We start from the raw sequence: 26,858 nt of genomic DNA, 5'->3' as shown, positions 1-26,858 counted from the left end.
GTCTCAGGCCTCCTGTTTCTTGAGCAGGAGCGCCGCGACGCCCACGAAGACCGGCGTGAAGGCGGCGATCAGCAAAATGTTCGGCCAAAGCTCACCGAAGGTGAGCGCCTTGTTGAACGCCCCCACGCTCATCTGCATGAAGTAATTGGTGGGCCAAAGCGCCGCCATGATCCGCGCGAAACCCTCCAGTGTCTCGACCGGCTGCGTAAGGCCCGAGAACTGAACCGTCGGCATCATCGCGATGATGGTGGTGGCAAAGACGGCGGCGACCTGACTTTTGGTAAAGACCGCGATGATCAGTCCGAACCCCGTCGAGGCAAAGACATAGACAAGCGCGCCCAGCGCCAATGCCGCGGCGCTGCCCTGCAACGGCACGCCGAACAGGAAAACCGCCATCGCGGTCAGGCTAAGCCAGTTGGCAAGACCGATCCCGACATAGGGCAACTGTTTGCCAAGAAGGAATTCAAGCTTGCCCGTGGGGGTGACATAGAAATTGGTGATCGTGCCGATCTCGCGTTCGCGGCTGATGCTGACAGCCATGAGGATGGAAGGGAAAAGCATCAGCAGGATCGCGGGCACCGAGGGCGCCATCGACGGCAGCGACTCGAAGCTGGGGTTGTAGCGGTAGCGCGGCTCGATATTGACCAGCGGGGTGGCGGCCACCTGCCCTTCACGGATCATCCGGTTGCTCATGAATGACGCATGCGCGCCCTGCACATACCCCTCGATGGTCGATGCGCGCGTGGTATTCGCACCGTCGATCCAGGCCGCGACGCTTACCGGCTGACCACGGGTCAGCGCCCGACCAAAGCCGGCAGGTATCTCAATGGCGAGCGAAATCTCTCCCGCCTGCATCCGTTCGCGCAACTGATCCGCGCTTTGCACCTCGGGCTGCTCGGCAAAGATCTTCGAGCCCTCGAAATTCGCCAGATAGGCGCGGCTTTCGGGGGTGCGGTCCTGATCGAAGGCGGCATAGGAAAGATCCTCGACATCCGTGGAGATACCATAGGCGAACATCAGCATCAGGATCATCGAGCCGAGAAAGGCAAAGGCCAGCCGGATCGGATCGCGCATCACCTCCAGCATTTCGCGGCGGCTGACGGCCAGCAACCGGGTAAGCCCCGCCCCCATGCGCCGATGCGGGCGGGCATCTTCGGTGAGGGTCGCCAGGGCCTGCCTTGGTTCGGTGTCTCCGCTCGCCTGCCGGATATAGCGGATGAAGGTTTCGTTCAGCCCCTCCGACCCACCGCCCTCGGCCAGATTCTGCGGCGTGTCATAGACCAGCACTTCCCCCGCATGCATCAGGCTGATCCGATCACAGCGCAATGCTTCGTTCATGAAATGGGTCGAGATGAAGATCGTCACCGCATCGCGCCGCGACAGCCGGACTAGAAGATTCCAGAATTCGTCGCGTGCGACCGGGTCCACGCCCGAGGTCGGCTCATCGAGGATCAGCATGTCGGGCGAATGGATCACCGCACAAGCCAGCGACAAGCGTTGCTTCAGGCCAAGCGGCAAATCCTTGGCAAAGGCGTCGGCCTGTGTGTCAAGGCCGAACTCTGCCAACAGCTCGGCGATGCGTTCGGCAATGACCGTCCCTTCCATATGAAACAGACGTGCGTGCAAAGTCAGGTTCTGGCGCACCATCAACTCGCCCCAGAGCGAGAAGTTCTGCGACATGAAGCCGACGCGCTTGCGGGTCTCGATATTGCTCGCGTCGGCCGGTTTCCCGAACAAGAATGCCTCGCCTTCCGAGGCAGACAGCAATCCCGTCAGCATTTTCATCGTCGTGGTCTTGCCCGAGCCGTTGGAACCGAGAAAGCCGAAGATTTCGCCGCGCTCGATCTCGAAGCTGACGTTGTTGACAGCGGTGAAATCGCCAAAGCGCCGGGTAAGGTTCCGGGCTACGATGGCGGGCCCGCCGGGCCGGGTCTCGCGGGGCGGGATCACCAAAGGGCCGTCCGCGTGTTGCTTGTCGGCAGGCAAAAGCGAGACAAAGGCAGATTCCAAATCCTCCTTGCCGGTTTCGGTGCGCAAGTCTTGTGGCGTGCCTGTCGCCAAAATACGGCCCGCATCCATCGCCGCCAGCCAGTCGAACCGCTCCGCCTCCTCCATGTAGGCGGTGGAAACCAGAACGCTCATGCCGGGCCGCTCGGCGCGAATCTCGTCGATCAGATCCCAGAACTGGCCACGCGACAGCGGGTCGACCCCGGTGGTCGGCTCATCGAGGATCAGGAAATCGGGATCATGGATCAGCGAACAGCACAGGCCCAGCTTCTGCTTCATCCCGCCCGACAGTTTGCCCGCCGGTCGGTTCAGGAACGGATCAAGCCCCGTTGCCCTGGTCAGCCGGTCAATCCGACGGCGGCGTTCCGGGCCGTCATGACCAAAGAGACGTCCGAAGAAGTCAAGATTCTCCTGAACGCTCAGTTCCTGATAGAGGTTCTTGCCCAGCCCCTGGGGCATATATGCGATGCGCTGCAACACAGCCTCGCGATGCGCATTGTCGGCCATCGACCCATCCAGAACCGTCACGCGACCCCTCTGGATCTCGCGCGCGCCCGCCAGCAAACCCAGAAGCGTGGACTTGCCAACGCCATCGGGCCCGATCAGCCCCAGCATGAGGCCCGGCGGCAAATCAAGGCTGACACCATCCAACGCCGTGGTGTCGCCGTATCGGTGCCGCAGGTCCGCAACCCGCGCGACGGCAGCGGCTTCGGCGCCCATCACTCGGTGCCGCTGGGGGCTGGTGCCTCGGCGGGAATGGGCCGGCCAACGTAATCCGCTGGCCATGGCACATCCTCCGCACCGGCGAGGCGCACATAAGCCATGCCTCGCAGGCCGGTGCGCACCAGCTCGATATGCTGCATGACCAGTTCCTCGGGCACCCGCACCTTGACGCGGAACATCAAGTCGGCGCGCTCTTCGGCTGTTTCAACCGTGCGCGGCGTGAACTGCGCCTCTGGCGAGACAAAGCTGACGAAGGCCGGAATCGCGTAGGGTATGCTGTCCAGCCGCACACGCGCGTCGGCCCCTATCGCCGTCAGCATGGCTTGATCGGCGGGCAGGAACACCTCCATGTAGACATTGCTCAGGTCCAGCAAGGTCACCACACGACCACCGCCTGCCAAGACTTCGCCGGGTTGTGCAAGACGGTAGAGGACACGCCCCATGACCGGCGCAAGCAAGGTGGCATCGGCGATCTGCACCTCGTAAAGCTGTACCAGCGCCGCCGCTGCCTCGACACTTCTTTGGGCGGTGTGCAACTGGGCCGTTGCAGCGTTCAGCGCAGCTTGCGCCGAGGCCCGCCGGGTTTCCTGCTGGTCGGCTACGGCTTGAGAGGTGGCGCCGCGTTCGGCGAGTTGCTGCGCCCTGGCGAATTCTTCTTCGGCCAGTGCCAGTTCCGCCTCGCGTTGTGCGATCATGGCCTGCATCTCTTTCACGCGGCTTTGGGCACTGGCCACATCGGCCTGGGCACGGGAAAGCTGTGCCTCCAACTCACGCGTGTCCATCACGGCCAGAACCTGCCCCGCCTCGACAAGATCGCCCTCGCTGACAAGGATACGGTCGATACGGCCCGGTGTGCGCGTGGCGATATCGATCTGTTCGGCCTCGATCCGACCGTTACCACTGGCAATGCCGCTTGGCAGGCCACCAGTGCTCTGATCCCAGACATACCAGGCAATCGCGGCAAGGGCGGCAAGAACACCGACCAAGGCAACCAGGGGGCGTAGGTACTTCATCAGCAAACTCCGACTGTGCGACTGCAAACGGTTTGGCGCAGCGAATAATGACAGTCTCCTCGTCAACCGACAGCAGGCGAATCGTCACGGGAGCTTCGTTGCGATGAGGATAGATTGTGCCAGCAGAATTGTAAGCGCTCAGTGTGCGACCTGTGGCGCAAGGGCTAACGCCGGCGCGAAGATGCAAGGCATGCGGCGCTGCCCGATACGGCGACGGATGAGAACCTTCATGCCTGTGCGCACCCCAAAGAGATCAATTCAAGATTGTGTAACGCCGAAAAATCCGGAATGCTTGTAGGACCGGGACAGTTCGGGGGGATCGACCAAATGAAACGCCTAGCCTGCCTTTTGCTGTTGATCCCGCTGATTGCGGGATGCACCACGCCTTACGACCCGCCCGATGTGGTTGGCGAACAGGTGTTTCCCGGGGCGATGACATTGGCCACCCAATCCAAGACCAACCGGGTGCGCGTGGTCATGGCGCATGGCATGTGTTCGGGCTTTCACAAGTATTACGGCGCCAACAACTGGGTTGCGAAACGCGCGGGGTTGATTGCCGAGGCGATTGGCAACACAAGCTTTGCGCCGCGCGATTATACCCCCACCAAGGAATACCCCGACATCCCCGGCCAGCAAAGCGCGGTCCAGCGCATTGATATGACCATGCAAGGACAGGGCGGCGTGACCTATGACATGTCCTTCCTGTTGTGGGGCGAGACATTCGACAAGGCCCGCGACGAGATCGATAGCGTGCAGATCGCGGACTCGACTGGCAAACTTCCGCAACGGGGCACATTGAACGCAACCCTGAAAGACAATTTGATGAACGAGTGCTTCGTCGATGCGGTGGCCTATACCGGCCCGCGTGGCGACGTAGTGCGCAAGAACATGCGCCAAGCGCTGTGTGAATTGATGGGCGGGCGGATTTCTGGGCGCAACACGGGGCGATCCTCCGAAACGGTCAAGTGCCTTGGGCTATCGGGGGCCTCGGACACGCCTGTGATGCTGGTGCCGGAAAGCCTTGGTGCAAAGGTGGTTCTGGATGCCTTCCTTGCCTTGGATGACGGGGCGGGCGGTACGCGCAAGGCCCGCGCACTGGGCCCGGTGAAGGCCATTCACCTTGCCACCCATCAGTTGCCTTTGCTGGACACCGCCCTTGCGCCGGATGATGCCACGCGTACGACGCGCAACCAGCGTGCCTATCAAACGGCCAACCTCGCCGCGCAGCAGGCCGCACCGCCCGAGGTATCGAACCAACTTGATGATTTCCTTCAGGTGCTGAACGCCGCGCGCAATACGCGGCGCGACAGCGGCCCGCTTTCCCTGGTGGTCTATTACGATCCGAACGACATGTTCGGCTATCCGCTGACCACCTCGTACTTGGGGCCAAGGCTGGATGTTGCCCTGACCAACGTGATCGTCTCGAACGCGCCCACATATGCGGGGCTTGCCAGCAATCCCCTGGAATCGCACCGTAATACGGCCCGACCGGGGATTGCCAAGATCATCGTGCAGGGCTCTGACGCGTTGGCGCCGTAAGCGGTTATTGCCCCAGAATTCCGGGCAGGCGCAGACCGTGATCCTTGGCGCATTGAAGCGCCCGGTCATAGCCCGCGTCGGCATGACGCCAGACACCTGAGGCCGGATCGTTCCATAGCACGCGTTCCAGCCGCTTGGCGGCCTGCGGCGTGCCATCGGCCACGATCACCACACCGGCATGTTGGCTAAACCCCATGCCAACACCGCCGCCGTGATGCAGCGACACCCATGTCGCCCCCGAGGCGGTGTTGACCAGCGCATTGAGCAAGGGCCAATCGCTGACCGCGTCCGAGCCATCGCGCATCGCCTCGGTTTCGCGGTTGGGCGAGGCGACCGAGCCGCTATCGAGGTGGTCGCGCCCGATCACCACGGGGGCCTTCAACTCGCCATTGGCGATCATCTCGTTGAACTTCAGCCCAGCGCGGTGCCGGTCGCCCAATCCGATCCAGCAGATGCGCGCGGGCAGTCCCTGGAAAGAAATCCGCTCGCGCGCCATATCCAGCCAGTTGTGCAGGTGGGTGTTTTCGGGAAAGAGTTCCTTCATCGCTTGGTCGGTTTTGTAGATATCCTCGGGGTCGCCCGACAGGGCGCACCAGCGGAAGGGGCCGATACCTTCGCAGAAAAGCGGGCGGATATAGGCCGGGACGAAACCGGGGAAGGCAAAGGCGTTGTCCAGCCCCTCCTCTTTCGCCACCTGGCGGATGTTGTTGCCGTAATCCAGCGTCGGCACCCCGTCGTTCCAGAAATCCACCATCGCCTTGACGTGGGTCTTCATCGAAGCGCGCGCGGCTGCCTCGACGGCCTTGGGGTCACTTTCGCGCCCCTCGCGCCATTGGGCCATGGTCCAGCCCTGCGGCAGGTAGCCGTTCACGGGGTCATGCGCCGATGTTTGATCGGTGACGATATCGGGGCGGATGCCGCGATTGTGAATCTCGGGGAAGATATCGGCGGCATTGCCCAGAAGCGCCACGGATTTCGCCTCGCCCGCCTTGGTCCAGCGGTCGATCATCTCAAGCGCCTCGTCGAGGCTGTCGGTTTTCTCATCCACGTAACGGGTGCGCAGGCGGAAATCTATGCTGTCGGGGTTGCATTCCACCGCCAAGCAGCAGGCCCCGGCCATGACGGCAGCCAAGGGTTGCGCGCCGCCCATGCCGCCCAAGCCGCCGGTGAGAATCCAGCGCCCCGAAAGATCGCCGCCGTAGTGCTGTCGCCCGGCCTCGGCAAAGGTTTCATAGGTGCCTTGCACGATGCCTTGGGTGCCGATGTAGATCCATGACCCGGCGGTCATCTGGCCGTACATCATCAGGCCCTTTTTATCCAATTCGTTGAAATGGTCCCAATTGGCCCAATGCGGCACGATGTTGGAATTGGCGATCAACACGCGGGGCGCATCGACATGGGTTTTGACGATGGCGATGGGCTTGCCCGATTGCACGACGAGGGTTTCGTCGTCTTCAAGGTCTTTCAGCCCCGCGACGATGCGGTCGAAATCCTCCCATGTGCGGGCGGCGCGGCCGATGCCGCCATAGACCACCAGTTCATGGGGGTTTTCGGCCACGTCGGGGTGCAGGTTGTTCATCAGCATCCGCATCGCCGCTTCGGTCAGCCAGCTTTTGGCGGTGATCTCGGGGCCGGTGGGCGGGTAGATATCGCGCAGGTTATGGCGGGGATCAGTCATGCGGGTCTCCAACGAACTAGGTCTTGCAGAATGGGTTGCAGGTGGGTGCGAAGGCGCTTGGCGCGACTGGCGTCAAAGTGCCAAGGCGGTTGTTCTTGCATGTAGGTGGATTGCGCCAGTTCCATCTGGATGGCGTGGAATCCTTCATCCGGGCGGCCATAATGACGGGTTGTCCAGCCGCCTTTGAACCGGCCATTGAGGATGGTGGAAAAACCCTCGGCCGCCTCGCACCGCTGGAGCACCGCCGCTTCGATACTGGCGTCGCAGGTGCTGCCGTTGTCGGTGCCGATGTTGAAATCGGGCAGCGTGCCCTCGAAAAGGAACGGGATTTCCGACCGGATGGAATGGCAATCGTAGAGCAGGGCAAAGCCATGGGTGGCCTTTACGCGCTCAAGCTCGGCCAGCAGCGCCGCGTGGTAAGGGGCGTGATAGGCCTGTCGCCGCTGTTCGACCTCCGCCGCATCGGGGCTGTGTTTCTCGCGGTAAATGGGCCGCCCGTCGAAATCGGTAAGCGGGCAAAGCGTGGTGGTGTTTTGCCCCGGATAAAGGCTTGCCCCCGACGGGTCGCGGTTGACGTCGATGGCATAGCGGTGAATGCGGGTGCGCACGGTGGTCACACCCGGGGCCAGCCCTTCGTAAAGGTCGTGAATATGCCAATCGGTATCGGCAAGGGCATGGCCGGTTTCGTTCAGCGCCTCGGCCACCTGATCGGGGAGTTCGGTGCCGGTATGGGGCAGGCCCAGAACAAGGGGGCTTTCGCCGCGGGTGATCTCAAGAAAGCTCATAGCGTCACATCAACCCCGGCGGATTGGGCCAGCGCATCGCTACGGATCAACCCGGCGGCGGCCTCAAGATCGGGGGCCATGTAGCGATCTGCGCCCAAGGCGGGCACGGCATCGCGCAGGGTTGCGAGGGCGTATTGCAGGCTGTTCGAGGTTTGCAGCGGCGCACGGGCCTCGACCCCTTGACCGGCGCAAAGCGCCTCGACCCCAAGGATCACCGAAAGGTTGGCATTCATCCGCTTGAGGCGCCGCGCGCCATGGGCGGCCATGCTGACGTGATCTTCTTGGTTGGCGGAGGTGGGCGTTGAATCGGTGGTGCAGGGATTGGCCAGATGCTTGTTCTCGCTCATCAGGGCGGCGGTGGTGACCTCGGCAATCATGAAGCCCGAATTCAGCCCCGGTTCAGGCGTCAGGAAGGGCGGCAAATCGAAACTCAGCGTCGGGTCCACCATCAGAGCCACGCGGCGCTGTGCAATGGCCCCGATTTCCGCAAGGGCCAGCGCGATTTGATCGGCGGCAAAGCCCACGGGTTCGGCATGGAAATTGCCACCCGAAAGGATGCCCGCATCGGTTACCAGCGGGTTGTCGGTGACGGCGTTGGCCTCGATCTCAAGCGTCTGCGCGGCAAAACGCAGAAGGTCCAACGCCGCACCCGCGACCTGTGGCTGACAGCGGATGCAATAGGGGTCTTGCACGCGCGGGTCATCCTCGCGGTGGCTTTCGCGGATTTCGCTGCCCGCCATCAGGTCGGACATGGCGCGCGCCACGTCGATTTGCCCCGGCTGGCCGCGCAGGGCATGGATGGCCGGTTGCAGGGGTTGGGTGGAGCCCATGATGGCATCGGTGGAAAGCGCCGAGGTAACCACGCAGGCCCGCAGCATCCGCATGGCATCGAAAAGCGCGGCCAAGGCGCAGGCGGTGGAAAACTGTGTGCCGTTGATCAGGGCAAGCCCCTCCTTGGGGCCAAGCACCACGGGCGCAAGCCCCGCCTGTTCCAGCACCGCGCCACCGGGCATGCGGGTACCTTTATGCCAAGCCTCGCCTTCGCCGATCATCACCGCGGCCAGATGCGCCAGCGGGGCCAAATCGCCCGAGGCCCCGACCGAGCCTTGCGCGGGGATCACCGGGGTCACGTCCGCGCCAAGCATCCCTTCCAGAAGCGCGCAAATGTCCCAGCGCACGCCCGAGGCGCCCCGCCCCAGTGACAGCAGCTTCAGCGCCATCATCAGGCGGGTGGTGTCCACCTCCAACCCCGCGCCCACGCCGCAGCAATGCGACAGGATGAGGTTGCGTTGCAGGGTCTCGGTATCCTCGGGCGAAATGCGCACCGAGGCCAGTTTGCCAAAGCCGGTGTTGACGCCATAAATGGGCGCGCCGCCCTGCGCGGCCTTTTGCACGACCTGCGCGGCCTGATCCACCGCGCCGCGCGCATCCGGGGCCAACCCGGCCGAAACGCCATCGCGCCAGATCGCCTCAAGCGTGGCAAGGCGCGTCGCGCCGGGGTCCAATGTTACTGGCATGGCTGCCCTCCGAAAATCCGTGTGTGAAGGGGGTTGACCCCTATTCTGTACGACAGCTCTGCCGGGGCCTCGACATCCCAAAGCGCCAGATCGGCGCGCATGCCGGGGGCGATGACCCCTGTGTCCTGTAGACCAAGCGCGCGGGCAGCATGGCAGGTGGTACCGGCCAAGGCCTCGGCCGGGGTGAGGCCGAAAAACGTGCAGGCCATGTTCATCGCCAAGAGGATCGAGCCCATGGGCGAGGAGCCGGGATTCCAATCGGTGGCGACGGCCATGGGCACCCCGTGTTGGCGGAAGGCCGCGACGGGCGGTTTTTGGGTTTCGTGCAGCGTGTAGAAGGCGCCGGGCAAAAGCACTGCGACGCTACCCGCCTGCGCCATGGCGCGGGCGTCGCCCTCGGAAGAGTATTCCACGTGATCAACCGACAGCGCGCCGTATTGCGCGGCAAGCGGTGTGCCGCCAAGGTTCGACAGTTGATCGGAATGCAGTTTGACCGGCAGGCCCAAGGCCTGTGCCGCCTCGAAGACCCGCCCGATTTGCGCCGGAGTGAAGGCGATGCCCTCGCAAAACCCGTCCACCGCATCGACCAACCCCTCGGCATGGGCGGCCTTGAGGGCGGGGATGCAAACATCGTCGATATAAGCGTCGGCCTCCACCCCCTTGGGCACGGCATGCGCCCCCAGAAAGGAGGTGAGCACGCGAACGGGGCGCTCTTGCCCAATGGCGCGGGCCACCCGGAGCATTTTCAACTCGGTGTCGATGTCGAGGCCGTAACCCGACTTGACCTCGATCGTTGTCGCCCCTTCGGCGATCAGGGCGTCGGCGCGGGTCAGGGCCTGCGCCAGAAGCGTTGTTTCGGGCGTGTCGCGGGTGGCAGTGACGGTCGAGACAATGCCGCCCCCGGCGCGGGCGACCTCTTCGTAGCTGGCCCCCTCAAGGCGCATTTCAAATTCGCGCGCGCGATTGCCGCCGTGGACGATATGGGTGTGACAGTCGATCAAACCCGGCGTCAGCAAGCGGCCCTCGCCGTTGATCTCACCATCTGTGCCAGTGGTCGGGGCAAGCTTTGCCTCGGGGGTCACCTGGGCGATCCTGTCGCCTTCGATCAACACGGCGCAATCGGGCCGCAGGCCATAGCCTGTGCCGCCCTCTCCCATCGTTGCGACTGTGACATTCCTGATCAACATGCGGTGCTCCATGCATCCACCCTTGCTTGGTAACCTACATAACGATATTATGTAGCTACTTATTTTGTCAATGGAGTTGGCCGGTGCAAAAAATCCATGCAAAGCAGTCGCTTACGCCAGGGGGCTGGGTCAGCGATCTGTGCCTGACCATCGAGGATGGCCGGATTTCGCGACTCACGTCAGGCGCGGCAGAGGGGGCGCTATCGGTCGACATGCTGCTGCCCGCGCCTGGCAACCTGCACAGCCACGCCTTTCAACGGGCCATGGCGGGGCTGACCGAAACCCGCGGCCCCGACCCGCGCGACAGTTTCTGGACATGGCGACAGTTGATGTACCGTTTCCTTGATCGGCTGAAGCCCGAGGATGTGCAGGTGATTGCCGAACTGGTTTTCATGGAAATGCTTGAGGCCGGATACGGCGCGGTGGCTGAATTCCATTACCTGCACCACGACATCGGCGGGGCGCCCTATGCGCAACTGTCCGAAATGGCCGCCCGCATCGCCACGGCGGCGGAAAGCACCGGGATCGGCCTGACCCTTCTGCCCGTGCTTTACATGCAGGGCGGTTGCGACGGGCGGTCACTACAAGGCGGGCAAGCGCGGTTTGGCTGTGATCTGGACCGTTTCGCGCGATTGCACGGTGAAACTGCGGCCCGCGTCGCACAGGGGCCACAGGATTTCGCCATTGGCATCGCGCCTCACTCTTTGCGGGCGGTGCCCCCGTCCGCGCTGTCCCAGCTTCGCCAGATCGCCACGCATGGCCCGATCCACATGCATCTGGCCGAGCAATTGGCCGAGGTCGAGGAAGTCACCGCGCATCACGGCGCCCAGCCCGTGGAGTGGCTGTTGCAGAATGCCGATGTCACCCCGGAATGGTGCCTGATCCATTGCACGCAGATGACCCGCGAAGAGACCACAGGCCTGGCAAGAACCGGGGCTGTCGCCGGGCTGTGCCCGATCACCGAGTCAAGCCTTGGAGACGGGATTTTCAACGGCACGGATTACAGCGCCGCCGGGGGCCGGTTCGGCGTAGGGTCAGACAGCAACATCCATATCGCCCTGTGGGAGGAACTGGCAACGCTGGACTATTCCCAACGCCTACGCGATCACAGCCGCGCCGCTATGGCCACCGCCGAACACTCTACCGGGCGCGTGTTATTCGAAGCCGTTACCCAGGCCGGGGCGCAGGCCGCCGGGCGTGCCTCGGGCAGCCTTGCCGAAGGGCAGTTTGCCGATCTCATCGCGGTATCGACCGACAATGAATTCTTGTGTAACCGGCAGGGCGATACCGCCCTTGATAGCCTGATCTTCACCGGACGCGGGCGAAGCTGCATCACCGATGTCTGGAGCGCGGGGCGCCACATGGTAAAAGAAGGTCGCCACATCCACCGCGAGCGTATCACCGAAACCTTCATCAAAACCGCCCAGGAACTGGGGCAAGAGATATGACACCCACCAATCGCATCTCGTGGAAAGATGTCCGCGATGAAATTCACGAGGCCATCCTGACGGGGCGCTATGGCCCCGGCGACCGCCTGCCGCGCGATGCCGATATCGCCGTACAGCTTAACTGCGCCCGCTCAACCGTGCAGCGCGCCATGCAGGACCTGACCGACAGCGGCCTCGTGGAACGCCGCCGCAAGGGCGGAACGCGGGTGCGCCCCGATCCCGTCACGCGGGCCACCTTCGACATTCCCGTCACCCGCCGCGAGATCGAACAAAAAGGCGGGCGCTATGGCTATCAACTGATCCACAGCGCCGAGAAGGACGCGCCGCGCGGCGTTCTGGCCGCCTGCGAAATCAGTTCACCCTGCCGCATGCAGCAGATCGAGGCGCTGCACCTTTCCGACGGTCAGCCCTATATCCTTGAAGATCGCTGGGTAAGTTTCGAAACCGTCCCCGAGATTCGCGACCTCGACCTGACCCGCCAAAGCGCCAATGAATGGCTTGTGACCAACAAACCCTACAGTCGCTGTGACTTGCGCTTTTACGCCATATCCGCCGACGACCGGACAGCCGAACTGCTGAACACCGTCCCCGGCGCCGCGCTTTTCGTCATCGAACGGACTACATGGCTTGACGCGGCCCCGATCACCACCGTCAAGGCCATCACCACGCCGGGCTATCACCTTTTGACAACGATCTGATCGTCACCGGCCGGGCGTTGTCACGCCCCATGGCACCTGCGTCTTGCCTGCCCCGATATCGAACAGCGGGTGACCGGGTGGTTGCCACCGGGCGTCGGTTCGGCGTATCACGGCGCAAGCACGCCGCCCGGGCACGGCCCGGCCACAACACCGGACGACACAATGACAAAAACCGCCCTCATCACCGGCATCACGGGTCAAGACGGCTCTTACCTTGCGGAATTTCTTTTGGAAAAGGGCTACGAGGTGCATGGCATCAAGCGCCGCGCCTCGCTGTTCAATACCCAGCGGATCGACCATATTTTCGAAGATCCGCATGTCGAACACGCGCGCCTGACCCTGCATTACGGCGATTTGACCGACAGTTCCAACCTCACCCGCATCCTGTCCGAGGTGCGCCCCGACGAGGTGTATAACCTTGCTGCACAAAGCCATGTGGCGGTGAGTTTCGAGTCGCCGGAATACACGGCGGATGTGGATGCCATCGGCACCCTGCGCCTGTTGGAGGCGATCCGGTTCTTGGGCATGGAAAAGACCACGCGGTTCTATCAGGCCTCGACCTCGGAACTTTATGGGCTGGTGCAGGAAACCCCGCAAACCGAAACCACCCCTTTCCACCCCCGTTCGCCCTACGCGGTGGCCAAGATGTACGCCTATTGGATCACCGTGAACTACCGCGAGGCTTACGGCATGTATGCCTGCAACGGGATTCTCTTTAACCACGAAAGCCCGCGCCGCGGGGAGACCTTCGTGACCCGCAAGATCACCCGCGGCATGGCCAATATCGCCCAAGGGCTGGAGCCGTGCCTTTACATGGGCAATATCGACGCGCTGCGCGATTGGGGCCACGCCAAGGATTACGTGCGCATGCAGTGGATGATGCTGCAACAGGACACACCCGATGATTTCGTGATCGCCACGGGTAAACAGTATTCGGTGCGCGAATTTATCACTTGGTCCGCCGAAGACCTTGGAATCACGTTGAAATTCGAAGGCGAAGGGATTGACGAGGTGGCCAGGGTCGAGGCCGTCACCGGCAACATGGCCCCCGGCCTCAAACCCGGTGACGTGGTGCTGCGCATCGACCCGCGCTATTTCCGGCCCGCCGAGGTGGAAACCCTTCTGGGCGATCCGGCCAAGGCCAAGCGCGAATTGGGCTGGGTGCCCGAGATCACCGCCCGCGAGATGTGCGCCGAGATGGTGGCCGAAGACCTGCGCGCGGCGCAACGCGCGCGCATCCTGATGGATCACGGCCACGGCGCGGCCATGTCCCGCGAGGATAGCAACAGATGAGCGATAAACCCCGCCTTGTTCTGACCGGCGGCGGCGGCATGGTGGGGCGCAACATCCGCGCCCATCCCACGGCCTCTGATTGGGAGGTTCTGTCCCCTACCCGCGCCGATTTAGACCTGACCCAACCGCAGGCCGTGGCCGATTATATCGCCGCAGTGAAGCCCGATCTCGTGATTCACGCAGCGGGCCGCGTGGGCGGGATACACGCCAATATGGCCAACCCGGTGGCTTTTTTGGACGACAACACCATGATCGGGCGCAACGTGATCATGGGCGCATGGCGCGGCGGGGTTCGCAATCTTTTGAACCTTGCCTCAACCTGCATGTACCCGCGCGAGGCGGAAAACCCCCTGCGCGAGGAAATGATCCTGACAGCCCCCTTGGAGCCCACCAACGAAGGCTACGCACTGGCCAAGATCATGGCCATGCGCCTGTGCGAATACATCCGCCGAGAGGATGAGGGCGCACAGTATAAAACCTTGATTCCCTGCAATCTTTACGGGCTGTACGACAGTTTCGATCCGGCCCGTTCGCACCTTGTGCCAGCGATCATTCACAAGGTTCACGAGGCCCGCGAAAGCGGCGCCGAAACGGTGGAAATCTGGGGCGATGGCACCGCGCGGCGTGAATTCATGTTCGCCGGTGATCTGGCCGATGCGGTCTGGACCGCCGCCGGGGATATGGCCGCCCTGCCCGGCGCCATGAACATCGGCCTTGGCCATGACCACACGATCAACGACTACTACGCCACCGTCGCCGATGTCATCGGCTGGAACGGCGACTTCACCCATGATCTGAGCAAACCCACCGGCATGAAGCAAAAACTTTGCTCGGTGGAGCGGCAAACGGCATGGGGTTGGAGCGCGCCCACCTCCCTGCGCGACGGGATCGCCCGCACCTATCAGCATTATCTGGAGCAGCGAAGCACATGAGCGCCAAGTACCCCCTTGCCACCACGACCTGGGACCAGGCGGAATATGACGCCCTGAACCGGGTGATCGCCTCGGACATGTTCTCGATGGGTCCCGAGGTAAAGGCCTATGAAGAAGAATTCGCCGCCCATTTCGGCACCCGTTTTTCGGTCATGGTCAACTCGGGCAGTTCGGCCAACCTTTTGATGACGGCGGCCCTGTTCTACACCCAGAACGACAAGCTCAAGCTACAGCCGGGCGACGAGGTGATCGTGCCCGCGGTGAGCTGGTCAACCACTTATTACCCGCTAGGGCAATACGGGCTGCGGATGAAGTTCGTGGATATCGACGCGGGCACGCTCAACTATGACCTGGACGCGCTGCGCGAGGCGGTCACCGATAAAACCCGCGCGATCATGGTGGTCAACCTTCTTGGAAATCCCAATGATTTCAACGCGATAAACGATATCATCGCGGACCGCGATATCGTGGTGATCGAAGACAACTGCGAGTCCATGGGCGCCACGTTTGACGGCAAACAGGCGGGCACCTTCGGGGTGATGGGCAGCTATTCGTCGTTCTTTTCGCATCATATTTCCACGATGGAAGGTGGCATGGTGGTCACCGATGACGAGGAGCTTTACCACGTCATGCTTTCGCTGCGCGCCCATGGTTGGACGCGGAATTTGCCCAAGGAAAACCACGTCACCGGCACCAAAAGCGACGATCCCTTTTACGAAAGCTTCCGATTCGTGCTGCCGGGCTACAACCTGCGGCCCTTGGAAATGTCCGGCGCCTTGGGGCGCGAGCAGATTCGCAAGCTGCCCGGGCTGATCGAAGGCCGCCGCGCCAACGGTGCATTGGTGCAAGAACAGCTGTCCAATCACCGCCTGTTCAAGATCCAACAGGAAATCGGCAATTCAAGCTGGTTCGGCTTTTCGCTCGTCCTGCGCCCCGATGCCGGGATCACGCGCGCCGAATTCGTGGCGCAGCTTGTCGAAAAAGGCTTTGAATGTCGCCCCATCGTGGCCGGGAACTTCGCGCGCAGCGAAGTCATGCGGTTCTTCCCGCATGACAGTCACGGCGCGTTGCCGAATGCCGATTACATTGATGAAAACGGCCTTTTCATCGGCAACCACCATTATCCGATTACCGAGGCGGTCGAGGTTCTGGCCGGGTTTTAGCCCCCGGCCCCCGGGCCGGTGGGTTTGAACACCACTTCCATAACGCCGCTTTGGCTGACGTCGCGTTCGACGACCTGCCGGGCGATGTTGATATCCACGCGCGCCTGCGCCATGTTCGCGCTCCACGCCTGTTCGGTCCGCACGCAGGCGGCCTGCGCCCCGGCGTAATCGGCCATGGGCGCAACTTCGGGCATGAAGCCCAAGCCATGCACAAGCGTTTCGCCATTCACCGCGACCGATCCGGTGTCGACCACCCGCGCCGCCTTGAACTTGGTCAGGACCGATTGCCGCTCGCTCTGCGCCCAGACCCCGCAAACCGCCACGCGCCCGGCACTTTCACGCAGTTCTGCGGCCACGGTCAGGCCGCCGCCGCTGCTGAAACTGCCGCCATCCAAGGCGGGGTTGGCGCCAAGTGTGGTCGTGCCTGCCGGTTGCACCGTGGTGCATGCCGCCAAAGTAAGGGCCGCAACCCCGGTGGTGATCTTGGCTGTCGTCATGGTCGCTCTCCCATCATTGGTTTCACGCGGGGTTAGCCGCCTGCAGCAAACTCTGCCGTTTCCTTCAGCATCTCAGGATACCACTTTTCCAAGGCCGGGAGAAAGGCGTCGCGCAGGCGTGCCACCTGTTCGGGGGTCAGGTCCTCTTTCCACGCCCCGGCCTTGCCCTTGGCAAAGAACCGCTCCATCCCCTCGGGGCGTTCGCGGAAGCCAAGGTTTTCTTCCTGTTTCTTCATTGCATCGAAACTTGTGGACTTGATGGCATAGGCCAGCTTGGGCTTGTCCACCTCGACCTTGAGGAACTTCTCAAGCAAGGCCCGCACCGTGGGCGCGGGTTTGGCCAGCATATCCTCGTAGCGGATGATATGGATCGGCAGGCCCGGCGCGCCGGTCCACGAGTCGATATGATCGTCCCAACGGCCCAGAAGCTCGAAAATCCCGGTCTCGGTGTCCATCACCATATCGGGGTTGGTCATCCGGTTGATCGCCTCGTCCAGATCACAGCCCTGATGCCGCGCGAAACTGGGGGCAAGGTCGAAGGGATTGCGCAGGATATAGATGGCCGCCGCGGTCACTTCGGGCGGGATGATGTCCACGCCATGCATGACCACGGTCTGACAGTGGGTCTTGACGAAATGATGGTTGGGTTTCGAGGCCGCGATCCGCCGCAGGGCGGCGGGGCGCACTTTCAACCATTCCTCGATGGTCCGGCCGGTATAGGTCCCCCCCGCCGCTGCATCGAAAAAATCGCTGCGCACATCGCCGGTGGTGAACTGGCGCAGGTTGTTGATGTCCGGCGCCTGCCCCTTGGGCATGAAATAATGCGCCAAAAGGCTGCGCATCCAGGTGTTGCCCGACTTGGGGTACGAGGCCAGCCAGATAATGCGCCGTAAATCACTCATCGAGATACCCAAAGCGTTTCATGGTTTGCCGGTTGGCCTTGATGATCTTATCGGCCAGTTCGGGGGGCAGCTCATCTTTCCAATGGCCGCTTTGGCCCTTGGTGAAGAAGCTTTTGCTTTTCTGTGCCCGCTCCACGAAGCCCTCCTTTTCTTCCTGGCTCTTCAACTCCTTGAAACTGGCAAAGCGGATGGCGCGGTCAAGGCGCTCGGGGTCCACGGTCATGCCGAAATGCTCGACCACCTTGGCAAATTCCTCTTCTGGTCGCTCCAGCATATCTTCATACCGCAAAACCAGCGTGGGATATGGCTTCATCGAGGTCCAGCTTGCCACATGATCGGACCAAGGGCCCAGATAAGACCACACAACCTTGTCATCCGCGGCCAAGGAATTGTTTTTGTGGTTAATGTAGTCAACCGCCTCCTCAAACGTTAGCGCGTAGTGGCGTGCATAGGACATGACCATATCCAAGGGATTCCGCATGATATAGATGGCGGATTTCGTATATTCGTGCGGGATCAACTGAACACCCTGCGCACGCTTGGCCGCGCAGTGCGTTTTCACAAGGTTCACATCCGCATTATTATTCGAAATACCGCGCAACACCCCGTGCCGCAGTTGCAGTGTTAGTCCCACATCTCGAGGGTCAATTTTGCGCCCCGCGACCTTGTCGTACATTTCGACCCCATTATCACCGATCCCGAAATGACGCGCCTGATTAATCGAAATCGGCTCTTTCGCGTTGGTCAGGTAATTGGCCAGAAAAATCCGCGTCCAGGTGTTGCCGGACTTGGGGTAAGAGGCCAGCCAGACAAGGTTTTTCTTCATGGTGCAAAGCCCCTTGGTGATACGGGAAAATTCGCTTTGCACATAAAACAACGAGGGGGGGATGTACATCCCCCCCTCGCCGTTTCAGCAATCAGCCTAAACTTAGAAGCTCAGGTTGATCGAGGTGCCGAGGATGGTTGCGTCACGGTCATTACCGGCCGCACCAGCAACGTTTTCGTTTTCGGCGTAGATGGCATAAACGTCCCAGCTAACACCGGTGCCCAGCTCACGCGAGCCAGCCAGTTTGTAGGCGTTGTATTCCATGTCGTTGGCGCCCATTTCGGTGGTGCCGTTGAAGCCGGTCAGGCCAACCGACCAAGGACCAGCGACGTCGTAGGTTGCGCCGAGGCCCCAGCCTTCTTGGTCGCCTGCGCCACCGGCTGCGCCGTTGTCGTTCTCAGCATAGTGGCCGCCAACGGTGAAGGCACCGAAGCCAACCTGCAGACCGAGACCCCAGGTTTCGGGATCCGAAACGCCAACAGCGTTGGTGTTGCCGGTGCCGTAACGGGCGCCAACCGACACGTCGGCGGTGCCGAACGACTGGCTGTAGTTCACGCCGATGTCGAAGACGTCGGTCAGAGCAACACCGTTAAAGTTGGTGCCGCCCGAGTTCGACGCGTTGGTCGAGGCGTCGGGTGCGTAGGACACACCAACGGTCAGGCCGTTGAACGACGGGGTGTAGTAGCTGATGCGCTGCACGTCGTTGTTACCGGCAACTTCGGTGAAGGCCGAACCGGCGGCTTGACGGAAGGGGTGGGTGATCGGCGAAGCGAGCGAAACCGAAGCCGACTGAATGGCGAAGGAGCCAACTTCAGGTGCGCCGACCATCGATTTGTAACCAGCGGAGTTTTCGCCGCCGATTTCGATACGACCCAGCGTGTCACCCGAGATGGTGATGTAGGATTCGTCGATGTAGGACGAGTTCTGGTTGGTGGCAGGCGACGCTGCAGAGTACGAACGCTGGTTTTGCGCTTCGATCTGAACGTTGATACCGAAGGTCAGGCCGTTGTCCAGGGTCACCGAGGGGGTGAAGACGATTTCGCCGTTGCCGGCAATGTTGATGCCGTCAAAGTCAGCACCCGCGGCAATGGCGGTGCCGCCAACGTCCGAGTAGGTGACGTGGGTGTTGTAGAAACCACCCCAGTCCAGGTTCCAGTCCTGGGCCGCGGCGGGTGCAGCTGCGGCGCCAAGGGCGATCGCGCTGGTTGCGAGAAGATGCTTTTTCAAGGTATCCCTCCATCAAAGCAGAGTTTCGTTTCCGCCGCCTCCAGGGCTGGATACGGCTTGGGGATGAAATGGGGCAAACAGGCCCTTGGTGTCAACGAAACCCCCTGCCCCCGGATGCGAGTTGGAAAAGTTGTGACGAATTAATCACACACCTTTTTGGCCCATTGGCGCAAAACCCTATAAAACACTGTGTCACGCGTTTTTTCGGCGTATTCGCGCCGATGGCTGGCGCGGATCACCTCTTGCACCATGGCCCGAGACACATGGGGGGCGGACAAAGAATCGCCCGCCCCCTTTGGGGGCAAAATGCCCCCGGTTCTCTGTCGGGCCTCATGCCTTCATTTTGATCGCGACATTCTTGGTCTGCACGTAATTCCACAGCGCCTCACGCCCCTTTTCGCGGCCGTAGCCCGACTTGCCGTAACCGCCAAAGGGGGTTTCCACCCCGCCCGCGAACCATTCGTTGACGAAGACCTGCCCGGCGCGCATCTGCCGCGCGGCGCGGGTGGCACGGTCCAGATCGGCGGTAAAGACGCCGCCGACAAGCCCGTATTGCGTGCCATTGGCGATCTCCATCGCCTCCGCATCGTCGCGGAATTTCAGCACCGACAGGACCGGGCCGAAAACCTCTTCCTGCGCGATGGTCATGTCCGGGGTGACATTGGCCAGAACCGTGGGCTCAAGGAAGGCGCCGGGGATATTCATCTTGCGCCCGCCGGTGGCCACCGTGGCCCCCTGCGCTTCGGCGTCGGATACCATGCCGGCTGCACGGTCGCGCTGTCCTTCGCTGACCATGGCGCCCATGTTGGCGCCTGCCTCGGTCCGTTCCATCCCCGGCCCGACCGAAAGCGACTTGGCCACCTTCACCGCCCGTTCGACCAGCTCATCGTGCCGCGATTCGTGCACGATGACCCGGCTCATGGCGCTGCACACCTGCCCCGCGTTGAAATAGATGCCCCAGCGGATGTCATTCTCGAAGGCCTCCAAATCGGCGTCGTCATGCACGATGGCCGCCGATTTCCCGCCCAGTTCCAGAACACAAGGCACCACGTTCCGCGCCGCTGCCGTGGCAATAGCAACGCCGGTGGGCACCGAGCCGGTAAAAACGATCTGGTTGACGTCGGGATGCCCCGACAATGCCGCGCCCGCCTGATGGCCCCAGCCACACAGGATATTCAGCGCCCCCTTGGGCAGGCCCACGGCCTCGGCGGCATGGGCAAAGATGTAATTGCTCAACGGGGTCAACTCAGGGGTCTTGATCACGCAGGTATTGCCGGTGGCCAAGGCCGCCGACAGCGACCGCGCGGTCATTTCCACCGGGTAATTCCACGGGATGATCTGCGCCGACACGCCAAAGGGTTCACAATCGGTAAAGTCGTAATAGCCCGCGCCCAGCGGGATCGACTTACCTTCGACCGTGGCCGCCTGATTGCCGTAGTATTCGAAATAAAGCGCCGCACCGCGCAGTTCGATCTCGGCCTCCCACAGGGGCTTGCCCTGCTCGGCGGTCAGGACCTTGGCCAGCTCATCAAGATTGTCCAGGATATAGCGGCCCATATCCTGCACCAAGCGCCCCCGCTCAAGCGGGCGCATGTCGCGCAGCGCCCCCGATTGATGCACGCGCTTGGCGGCCTGCACGGCGCGGTCGACATCGGCCTCATCCGCCAAGGCCTGTGCCGCCAGAACATCGCCCGTGCCGGGGTTGACCACATCCACCCGGCCCGCGCCGCCATCAACCCAAGCCCCGTCGATATAATTCTGCCAATAATCTTTCATCGCGCATTCCTTCCTGACTTGGCCCGCTCGTCGGGCCGTTCCGCGCCCACGTCGCAGGCCGCAGGCTCCGCCGTCTGTTCGGAACGCACCAATCACTGTCTTGTATGCGACAAAAAATATGCGTTCTACGGCCTCGGCCTAATCGTGTCGCGCCGCGCGGTTTTCCATCCGGTCCACCCAGTTGCGGTAATAGACATCCGCCGCCTTGAGGAAATGCGGCCACTCGAAGGGATGCAACACATGCCGCGCTAGGTGCGTATCGGCATAGGCCGTCTGCCCCCGCGCATCGCCCATGGCCTGCCATGCCGCCTTGGCCCCAAGATAGGGCGCCATCACCGTGCCCGACCCGGAAAAGCCCATGGCGTAATGCAGGCCCCTGTCCTCACCGACATGCGGCATATGAGTGAAACTGTACCCGGTATAGCCCTTCCAGGCGTGGGAAAGCTTCACATCGCGCAATTCGGGCCAGACCTCGCACATGGTATCTTGCAAACGCTCTGCCGCGCGGTCCAGCGGCAAATCCCGCATCGAGGCGCGCCCGCCAAAGATCACCCGCTTGCCATCGGGCGACAGGCGGAAATAGCTGTGCCGCGCGCGGGTTTCGACCATCATTCGCCGCCCCGGTGCGATGTGACCCAAAAGGTTCGAGGGCAGTTCCTCGGTCGCGATGATATAACTGGGCAGCGGAAAGACCCGCGCCAGATGCCATTTGAACGGCTTGCGGGTATACCCATTGGTGGCCAGCATCACTTTCCCGGCGGTGATCCGGCCCTTGGCGGTTTCAACGACGAACCCTGTGCCCTCGCGCTCATAGCCACTGACGCCCGCATGCCCCACCACCGGGATACCCCGGCGCAGGGCGGCCTGCATCAGACCCGCGTGATATTTCGCCGGATGCAGCGCGCCATGTTCGGGGAAAAGAAGCGCGCCGTGATAACGCTCGGTCTCGATCTCACCGCGCAGCCCCTCTTGATCCAAAAGGGCAACCTCCACCTCGCTTTTTTCGCGCACTTGCTCGGCCAGTCGCTTTTGCGCCTCTGCATGGCTCGGTGTCCAGGCCAGTTGCACCCGGCCCGTTTGCTGGTAATCGCAATCAATCGCCTCGGCCTCGATCAGGGTTTTCACCCATTCCAGCGCCGGTTTTGCCTCGGCAAACAGGGCGTCGGCCACCGCAGGGCCGAATTTCGTGGCCAGATCATCCCAGCCAAGCCTTGGGTGCGCGCCCACCATGCCGCCGTTGCGGCTGCTGGCGCCTTCGCCCGGCACGCCCGCATCCACGACAACCACCTTGGCCCCGCCATCATGCGCGGCGATGGCGGCCGATAACCCGCAATAGCCCGCGCCGATCACCAGAAAATCGCAAACCCCGGGCAGGTCCTGCCCGGGGTCTTGGGGGGCGGCAGCCTTCCACCAGTAAGGTGTTCCAAGGTCCGCTTCGCCCGTCCAGCTTGTCATGGTCTGTATCCTTGTATTCCTGCCCGGCTATCCTCCGTAGACTAGCCGTGGCAACCACGTGATGATTTGTGGGAACAACATACACATCACAAGCCCCACGATCTGCAAGAAGAGAAACGGCAAGGCCGATTTGAAAATATCGCTCATCGGGATGTGCGCGGGCGCCACGCCCCGCAGGTAGAACAGCGCATAGCCGAACGGCGGGCTGAGAAAGCTCATTTGCATGTTCACAAGGTAAAGCACCCCGAACCACAGCACCAAATCCCCTTCCGAGCCAAGGCCGAAGGCCTGCGCGCCCAAGGCCTTGATGATCGGCACGAAGATTGGCACCGCCAGAAGAAGGATACCCACCCAATCAAGGAACATGCCCAGCGCCACAAGGATCACCTGCATCAGGATCAGGATACCCCAAGGCCCCAGGCCAAGGCCGGTCATGGTGCTTTCCACGAACTCTTGCCCGCCTTCCAGCACGTAAAGGCCGACAAAGATGGTCGCGCCGAACATGATCCAGATCACCATGGCACTGGCCTTAAGGGTCGTAAGGCAGGCCTCGCGCACGGTGACCCATGTCAGCTTGCGGTGAATGGCGGCGACGATGAAGGCCCCGAAGGTGCCGATCCCCGCGGCCTCGACCGGGGTTGCGACGCCTGCAAAGATCACCCCAAGCACCACGGCAATCAAGGTAAGCGGCGCAGCCATATTGCCCAGAAGGCGCATCTTTTCGGCCGAACTCACTCGCTCTTCAACCGGGATGGGCGGGCCCTTCTTGGGGTCGGCATAGCACATGGCGCTGACATAAAGGATGTACATCCCCGACAGCAGCAGCCCGGGCAGCACCGCCCCGATGAACAGCTCCCCCACCGATTGCTCGGCCACGACCGCATAGATGATGGCAAGGATCGACGGCGGGATCAGGATGCCCAGCGTCCCCCCCGCCATGATCGAGCCCATGGCGATCTTGGGGTCATAGTGGCGTTCCAGCATCGCGGGCAGCGCGATGATCCCCATGGTCACCACGGCGGCGCCGATAACGCCCACCATCGCCGCAAGGATCGTCGAGGCGATGATCGTGGCCGAGGCCAGACCGCCGCGCACCCCGCCCAGCAACTTGTAGATCACATCGAACATCTCGTTGATGATGCCCGCCCTTTCCAACATGGCGGCAAGGAAGATGAACAACGGAATCGCTGACAGCTGATAATTCGTCATCAGCGGGAAAATACGGCTTGGCACGATGTTCAGGGTCTGCGCATCGCCAAGGATGAACAGGAACACACAGGCCAGACCGCCGGTGACGAAGGCCAGCGGCAGCCCCGCCATCAGCAGCACCATCAGGCTGCCGAACATCAGGGCGGTCAGCCAACCGATTTCAATTTCGATACCCATGGCGTCAGGCCCCTTTCATTGCTTTGCCGACGGTGGCCAGATCCTGCAACAGCTTGGCAATCCCTTGCAGGATCAGCAGGATCGCGCCCAGAACAATGGCCCATTTGAAAGGCCAATAGGCGATGGTCCATTCCGAGAATGAAACCTCGTCGACCACGGTCGCATCCATGGCGAAAATCCACCCCGTCACCAGAAGCGTACCGGCGAAGATGAAAAAGAAGATCGAGGTAAAAAGATCGACCAGCGCTTTGCGCATCGGCGACCATTCGGCATAGAAGACATCCACCTTCACATGCGCATCGGTCAGCGCCGCATAGGCCCCGGCGACAAGGTATTGCATCCCGAACATCAGGAACATGCCCTCGTGCACCCAGATCGTGGGCGAGTTGAAGACATAGCGGGCGACGACCTCGTAGTAATAGGCAAAGACCGCGATCACCATCCAATAGCTGACGAATTCGCCGGCGTAGAACGCAAGCCGGTCAATCGCCCCGGCCAAACCGCTGCGGATATGCGCTTCGTCGCCCTCGACCGCTTCGTGTTCAACCTCTTCAAGGCGATGTTCGGCGGCGGTTTCCCCGTCGCCTTCGGCGTCAAGCCGGGCCTGCGCGCGCTTGACCAGACCGGGCAACAGCACCGCGTCGACCGCCACAAGCACACAGATCAGCAGAAAGGTATAAAAGGCAAAATTCGACCAGAAGGCCCGGCTTGCCGCGGCCTCTTCCAAGCCCGGGCGCGCCTGCGCAAGATCGGCCTGCATACGTTCAAGGCGCTCGGCATCCGCAACCTTCGACTCGCGCGCCTTTTCAAGGTTTTTCTCTGCCCTGATCTGGCTGAAACTGCCCTCTTCCGCCCCGGCCAGATCGGCCTCAAGCTGGGCAATCCTGTCATCCGCGCCCGCCACCTTGGGTTCCAGCCGCTCGATCACGCGTTCGGCGCTTTTCACGACGTTGGCCGCCTCGCTTTGCAACTCGCGCGCCTCGCGGCCCTGCGCATTGGCAAAGAGAATTGCAAAGAAAAGGGGGAGAAAGATCAGGCCCCAAAGATTACGCAGATACAGCCGGTGCAGGCCCAGAAGCCCCCCGGTCAGCAGAATCATGTAACCGATGGGCAGGGAATAGCCGCCGGTTTGCTTGCGCCGCGCCATCACCATGGCGATCAGCGGAAAAACAAGCAGCGTCCCCCAATACAGCCAATGCGGCAGGATGAAGTTGATGCTGGGCATGGAATTCGTCCGTTCTAGAGCATGCCGCGAAAAACTGGGAACCGGTTTTTCGCTTCTCGGACATGCGACATCAATTGGGTTGAGCGTGGGACGTAACAGCGAATGAACGACACACGCTCCGAGCGGGAAAAGAAGGCCACGCCCCCGGCGCAATGCGGGGGCGCAGCGTATCCTTGCGGGTCAACCTTGATCACAGGTCGAGGGTCTGCCCCTCAACCATGTCGGGCGTCACATAGCCCAGCGAGCCGGACATCATGTAATCAAGCTGTGTCTTGAAGACACGCGCCGCCCCCTTGTCGCGGTTGGCATATTTGAACCAGATCGGCACGGCGACCTCGGTCATGATTTCCACGTCGGTCTGGCCAAGACGGGTAACTTCGGTGCCATCGGCCTCGAACTTCGCCCATGCCTCCTGATCGGCCTTCTGGATCGCGGCGTGGTGCATGTCGGAATAGGTATGCACCTCCATTTCGACGAATTGCTTCATCTCGTCGGAAAGCGCGTTCCAGCTGTCCATGCCGACGGTCAGGTCCATGATGTCCACGGGCTGATAGACCGACATGAACCCCGGAGGCCCCATCGAGATGTAATCGGTGACCTGGCTGAAGCCCAGCGCGTAGTTCACCGCCGGCCCCACGTAGTCAGCCACGTCGATGGTACCCTTTTCCAGCGCCGGGAAGATTTCCGAACCGGGCAGCAGCGTGGTTTTCGCCCCAAGGGCCGAGAAGAGTTCCGCCACCATGCCGCCGGGCGCGCGCATCTTGCGGCCCGCGAAGTCATCGACCGACCGGATCGGCACCTTCGAGTGGATGATGTTCGGCCCGTGGTGAATGGGCCCCACGAAATGCATGTTCTGCTGGGCATAAAGCTCGCGCGCCATCTCAAGGCCGCCAAGGCCGTAATAGAAGGTGTCGAACTCGTGCGGGTTGCGCAGGCCCATCGGGTAGCTGGTCAGGAACATCGCGGCGGGGATGATCCCCTGCGCATAGATGGTGAACGGGTTCACGGCATCCAGAACGCCGTTCTTGACCGCATCGAAAAGCTGGAAGTCACCCACCACATCATTCGCGCCGAAAGGTTCGAAGGCCAGTTCGCCGCCGGTCTTTTCGACGATCGAACCGGCCCAATCCTTGAAGATCTGCAGGCCGGTGCCGCCGGGCCAGGATGTCTGTACTTTCCATGTGGTGGTCTGCCCCTGCGCGGTGGCAAGCGATGGTGCCGCAAGCCCTGCGGCCCCCGCCGTGGCAAGCCCGCTCAGGGCCACGCGGCGTGAAATTGGTTTGTTGGTCATGTCTTATCCTCCCTTGTGATGCATTTGTCGCACTGGGCGGATCCTCCTTCCCGGCCAGTACAGATGCAGCAATCGGGATACTAAGGGATGGCGGCAATTGGTAAAGATATTTTTCCAATTTAGCCACGCCATCCAATCGGCGGCACGCCGGGCAGATAAAAATCTTATGCTTTTTCAACCCTTTGGCAGGATTTTCAGATTCTTTGACTCATCGAAGGCCCAAGTCGCGAAACAGACACGGCCGAATCGCCGCCCGGCGCGATTCGGCCTTTGTCCGACGCAACCTGTCA

At 61.9% G+C, this 26,858-nt stretch carries 21 protein-coding genes; 6 read left to right on the top strand and 15 right to left on the bottom strand.

Annotated elements, in window-relative coordinates; all coding sequences use genetic code 11:
• Positions 1–3: 3 nt before the first annotated feature.
• A complete protein-coding gene (rbbA, locus tag RBB32_RS11695; RefSeq protein ID WP_306152902.1) occupies positions 4–2,727 on the bottom strand; it encodes a ribosome-associated ATPase/putative transporter RbbA in 2,724 nt (907 codons plus the stop codon).
• Entirely contained in the window at positions 2,727–3,743 is a 1,017-nt protein-coding gene (locus tag RBB32_RS11690) for an HlyD family secretion protein (RefSeq protein WP_306152887.1), read from the bottom strand. Before RBB32_RS11690 ends, rbbA begins: the two co-directional genes overlap by 1 nt.
• A gap of 327 nt (positions 3,744–4,070) precedes the next feature.
• Here RBB32_RS11690 and RBB32_RS11685 point away from each other — a divergent pair, with 327 nt between their 5' ends.
• The gene (locus RBB32_RS11685) at positions 4,071–5,282 is read left to right on the top strand and encodes a hypothetical protein (protein WP_306152886.1); all 1,212 of its coding nucleotides are present in this window, start codon (positions 4,071–4,073) and stop codon (positions 5,280–5,282) included.
• A 4-nt stretch (positions 5,283–5,286) separates the two neighbouring features.
• Here the strand turns inward: RBB32_RS11685 and hutU are convergent, their stop codons facing one another.
• From hutU to hutI, 4 genes are read right to left on the bottom strand one after another with little or no spacing between them, the layout of a single operon-like run.
• Positions 5,287–6,960: a urocanate hydratase gene (hutU, locus tag RBB32_RS11680; protein ID WP_306152885.1), complete on the bottom strand. Its 1,674-nt coding sequence runs from the start codon at positions 6,958–6,960 to the stop codon at positions 5,287–5,289.
• A complete protein-coding gene (gene hutG, locus RBB32_RS11675) occupies positions 6,957–7,745 on the bottom strand; it encodes an N-formylglutamate deformylase (RefSeq protein WP_306152884.1) in 789 nt (262 codons plus the stop codon). The genes hutU and hutG overlap by 4 nt, the downstream gene beginning before the upstream one ends.
• Positions 7,742–9,262, bottom strand: a complete 1,521-nt coding sequence (gene hutH, locus RBB32_RS11670; RefSeq protein WP_306152883.1) for a histidine ammonia-lyase — start codon at positions 9,260–9,262, stop codon at positions 7,742–7,744. The genes hutG and hutH overlap by 4 nt, the downstream gene beginning before the upstream one ends.
• Positions 9,253–10,449, bottom strand: a complete 1,197-nt coding sequence (gene hutI, locus RBB32_RS11665; RefSeq protein WP_306152882.1) for an imidazolonepropionase — start codon at positions 10,447–10,449, stop codon at positions 9,253–9,255. The genes hutH and hutI overlap by 10 nt, the downstream gene beginning before the upstream one ends.
• A gap of 83 nt (positions 10,450–10,532) precedes the next feature.
• On the opposite strand from hutI, the gene RBB32_RS11660 reads away from it, so the two are divergent.
• The 5 genes from RBB32_RS11660 (at position 10,533) to RBB32_RS11640 (ending at position 15,983) form a co-directional block, all read left to right on the top strand.
• Positions 10,533–11,897 (top strand): formimidoylglutamate deiminase, encoded by a 1,365-nt coding sequence (locus tag RBB32_RS11660; protein ID WP_306152881.1) that lies wholly within the window; start codon positions 10,533–10,535, stop codon positions 11,895–11,897.
• Positions 11,894–12,595 carry a GntR family transcriptional regulator gene (locus RBB32_RS11655; protein ID WP_306152880.1) on the top strand — a complete coding sequence of 234 codons (702 nt, stop codon included), beginning with the start codon at positions 11,894–11,896 and terminating at the stop codon, positions 12,593–12,595. Before RBB32_RS11660 ends, RBB32_RS11655 begins: the two co-directional genes overlap by 4 nt.
• 162 nt (positions 12,596–12,757) lie before the next feature.
• Positions 12,758–13,888, top strand: coding sequence for a GDP-mannose 4,6-dehydratase (gene gmd / locus RBB32_RS11650; RefSeq protein ID WP_306152879.1), 1,131 nt, complete (start codon positions 12,758–12,760; stop codon positions 13,886–13,888).
• Complete coding sequence (locus RBB32_RS11645; protein ID WP_306152878.1) at positions 13,885–14,820, top strand: GDP-L-fucose synthase; 936 nt, start codon at positions 13,885–13,887, stop codon at positions 14,818–14,820. Before gmd ends, RBB32_RS11645 begins: the two co-directional genes overlap by 4 nt.
• On the top strand, positions 14,817–15,983 hold the full coding sequence (locus tag RBB32_RS11640; RefSeq protein ID WP_306152877.1) for a DegT/DnrJ/EryC1/StrS aminotransferase family protein: 1,167 nt from the start codon (positions 14,817–14,819) through the stop codon (positions 15,981–15,983). Before RBB32_RS11645 ends, RBB32_RS11640 begins: the two co-directional genes overlap by 4 nt.
• Here the strand turns inward: RBB32_RS11640 and RBB32_RS11635 are convergent.
• The 9 genes from RBB32_RS11635 to dctP form a co-directional block, all read right to left on the bottom strand.
• Positions 15,980–16,480 (bottom strand): hypothetical protein, encoded by a 501-nt coding sequence (locus RBB32_RS11635; RefSeq protein ID WP_306152876.1) that lies wholly within the window; start codon positions 16,478–16,480, stop codon positions 15,980–15,982. The two genes, RBB32_RS11640 and RBB32_RS11635, sit on opposite strands and share 4 nt — an antisense overlap.
• A 32-nt stretch (positions 16,481–16,512) precedes the next feature.
• Positions 16,513–17,382, bottom strand: a complete 870-nt coding sequence (locus RBB32_RS11630; RefSeq protein ID WP_306152875.1) for a sulfotransferase domain-containing protein — start codon at positions 17,380–17,382, stop codon at positions 16,513–16,515.
• Entirely contained in the window at positions 17,375–18,208 is an 834-nt protein-coding gene (locus RBB32_RS11625) for a sulfotransferase domain-containing protein (RefSeq protein WP_306152874.1), read from the bottom strand. Before RBB32_RS11625 ends, RBB32_RS11630 begins: the two co-directional genes overlap by 8 nt.
• A gap of 102 nt (positions 18,209–18,310) precedes the next feature.
• Positions 18,311–19,435: a porin gene (locus RBB32_RS11620; RefSeq protein WP_306152873.1), complete on the bottom strand. Its 1,125-nt coding sequence runs from the start codon at positions 19,433–19,435 to the stop codon at positions 18,311–18,313.
• Between the two features lie 330 nt (positions 19,436–19,765).
• Positions 19,766–21,211: an aldehyde dehydrogenase family protein gene (locus RBB32_RS11615; RefSeq protein WP_306152872.1), complete on the bottom strand. Its 1,446-nt coding sequence runs from the start codon at positions 21,209–21,211 to the stop codon at positions 19,766–19,768.
• 138 nt (positions 21,212–21,349) lie between these two features.
• The gene (locus RBB32_RS11610; RefSeq protein WP_306152871.1) at positions 21,350–22,666 is read right to left on the bottom strand and encodes an FAD-binding oxidoreductase; all 1,317 of its coding nucleotides are present in this window, start codon (positions 22,664–22,666) and stop codon (positions 21,350–21,352) included.
• Between the two features lie 27 nt (positions 22,667–22,693).
• Positions 22,694–24,052, bottom strand: a complete 1,359-nt coding sequence (locus RBB32_RS11605) for a TRAP transporter large permease subunit (protein ID WP_306152870.1) — start codon at positions 24,050–24,052, stop codon at positions 22,694–22,696.
• A gap of 4 nt (positions 24,053–24,056) precedes the next feature.
• A complete protein-coding gene (locus RBB32_RS11600) occupies positions 24,057–25,277 on the bottom strand; it encodes a TRAP transporter small permease subunit (RefSeq protein WP_306152869.1) in 1,221 nt (406 codons plus the stop codon).
• Positions 25,278–25,467: 190 nt separating this feature from the next.
• Positions 25,468–26,568 (bottom strand): TRAP transporter substrate-binding protein DctP, encoded by a 1,101-nt coding sequence (gene dctP, locus RBB32_RS11595; RefSeq protein ID WP_306152868.1) that lies wholly within the window; start codon positions 26,566–26,568, stop codon positions 25,468–25,470.
• Positions 26,569–26,858: the final 290 nt, after the last annotated feature.

The organism is Roseovarius sp. MMSF_3281 (assembly GCF_030733685.1).
Lineage (GTDB): Bacteria > Pseudomonadota > Alphaproteobacteria > Rhodobacterales > Rhodobacteraceae > Roseovarius.
Note: the sequence above shows the minus strand (reverse complement) of the source record. Positions and strands in the feature narration are given on the sequence as shown.

Coding starts and splice junctions, on each gene's coding strand:
- RBB32_RS11615 (WP_306152872.1), bottom strand. CDS start 21,211: ATGAAAGATTATTGGCAGAATTATATCGACGGGGCTTGGGTTGATGGC.
- RBB32_RS11655 (WP_306152880.1), top strand. CDS start 11,894: ATGACACCCACCAATCGCATCTCGTGGAAAGATGTCCGCGATGAAATT.
- hutU (WP_306152885.1), bottom strand. CDS start 6,960: ATGACTGATCCCCGCCATAACCTGCGCGATATCTACCCGCCCACCGGC.
- RBB32_RS11635 (WP_306152876.1), bottom strand. CDS start 16,480: ATGACGACAGCCAAGATCACCACCGGGGTTGCGGCCCTTACTTTGGCG.
- RBB32_RS11600 (WP_306152869.1), bottom strand. CDS start 25,277: ATGCCCAGCATCAACTTCATCCTGCCGCATTGGCTGTATTGGGGGACG.
- rbbA (WP_306152902.1), bottom strand. CDS start 2,727: ATGGGCGCCGAAGCCGCTGCCGTCGCGCGGGTTGCGGACCTGCGGCAC.
- RBB32_RS11605 (WP_306152870.1), bottom strand. CDS start 24,052: ATGGGTATCGAAATTGAAATCGGTTGGCTGACCGCCCTGATGTTCGGC.
- dctP (WP_306152868.1), bottom strand. CDS start 26,568: ATGACCAACAAACCAATTTCACGCCGCGTGGCCCTGAGCGGGCTTGCC.
- hutG (WP_306152884.1), bottom strand. CDS start 7,745: ATGAGCTTTCTTGAGATCACCCGCGGCGAAAGCCCCCTTGTTCTGGGC.
- RBB32_RS11630 (WP_306152875.1), bottom strand. CDS start 17,382: ATGAGTGATTTACGGCGCATTATCTGGCTGGCCTCGTACCCCAAGTCG.
- RBB32_RS11685 (WP_306152886.1), top strand. CDS start 4,071: ATGAAACGCCTAGCCTGCCTTTTGCTGTTGATCCCGCTGATTGCGGGA.
- RBB32_RS11610 (WP_306152871.1), bottom strand. CDS start 22,666: ATGACAAGCTGGACGGGCGAAGCGGACCTTGGAACACCTTACTGGTGG.
- RBB32_RS11625 (WP_306152874.1), bottom strand. CDS start 18,208: ATGAAGAAAAACCTTGTCTGGCTGGCCTCTTACCCCAAGTCCGGCAAC.
- hutI (WP_306152882.1), bottom strand. CDS start 10,449: ATGTTGATCAGGAATGTCACAGTCGCAACGATGGGAGAGGGCGGCACA.
- hutH (WP_306152883.1), bottom strand. CDS start 9,262: ATGCCAGTAACATTGGACCCCGGCGCGACGCGCCTTGCCACGCTTGAG.
- RBB32_RS11645 (WP_306152878.1), top strand. CDS start 13,885: ATGAGCGATAAACCCCGCCTTGTTCTGACCGGCGGCGGCGGCATGGTG.
- RBB32_RS11690 (WP_306152887.1), bottom strand. CDS start 3,743: ATGAAGTACCTACGCCCCCTGGTTGCCTTGGTCGGTGTTCTTGCCGCC.
- gmd (WP_306152879.1), top strand. CDS start 12,758: ATGACAAAAACCGCCCTCATCACCGGCATCACGGGTCAAGACGGCTCT.
- RBB32_RS11640 (WP_306152877.1), top strand. CDS start 14,817: ATGAGCGCCAAGTACCCCCTTGCCACCACGACCTGGGACCAGGCGGAA.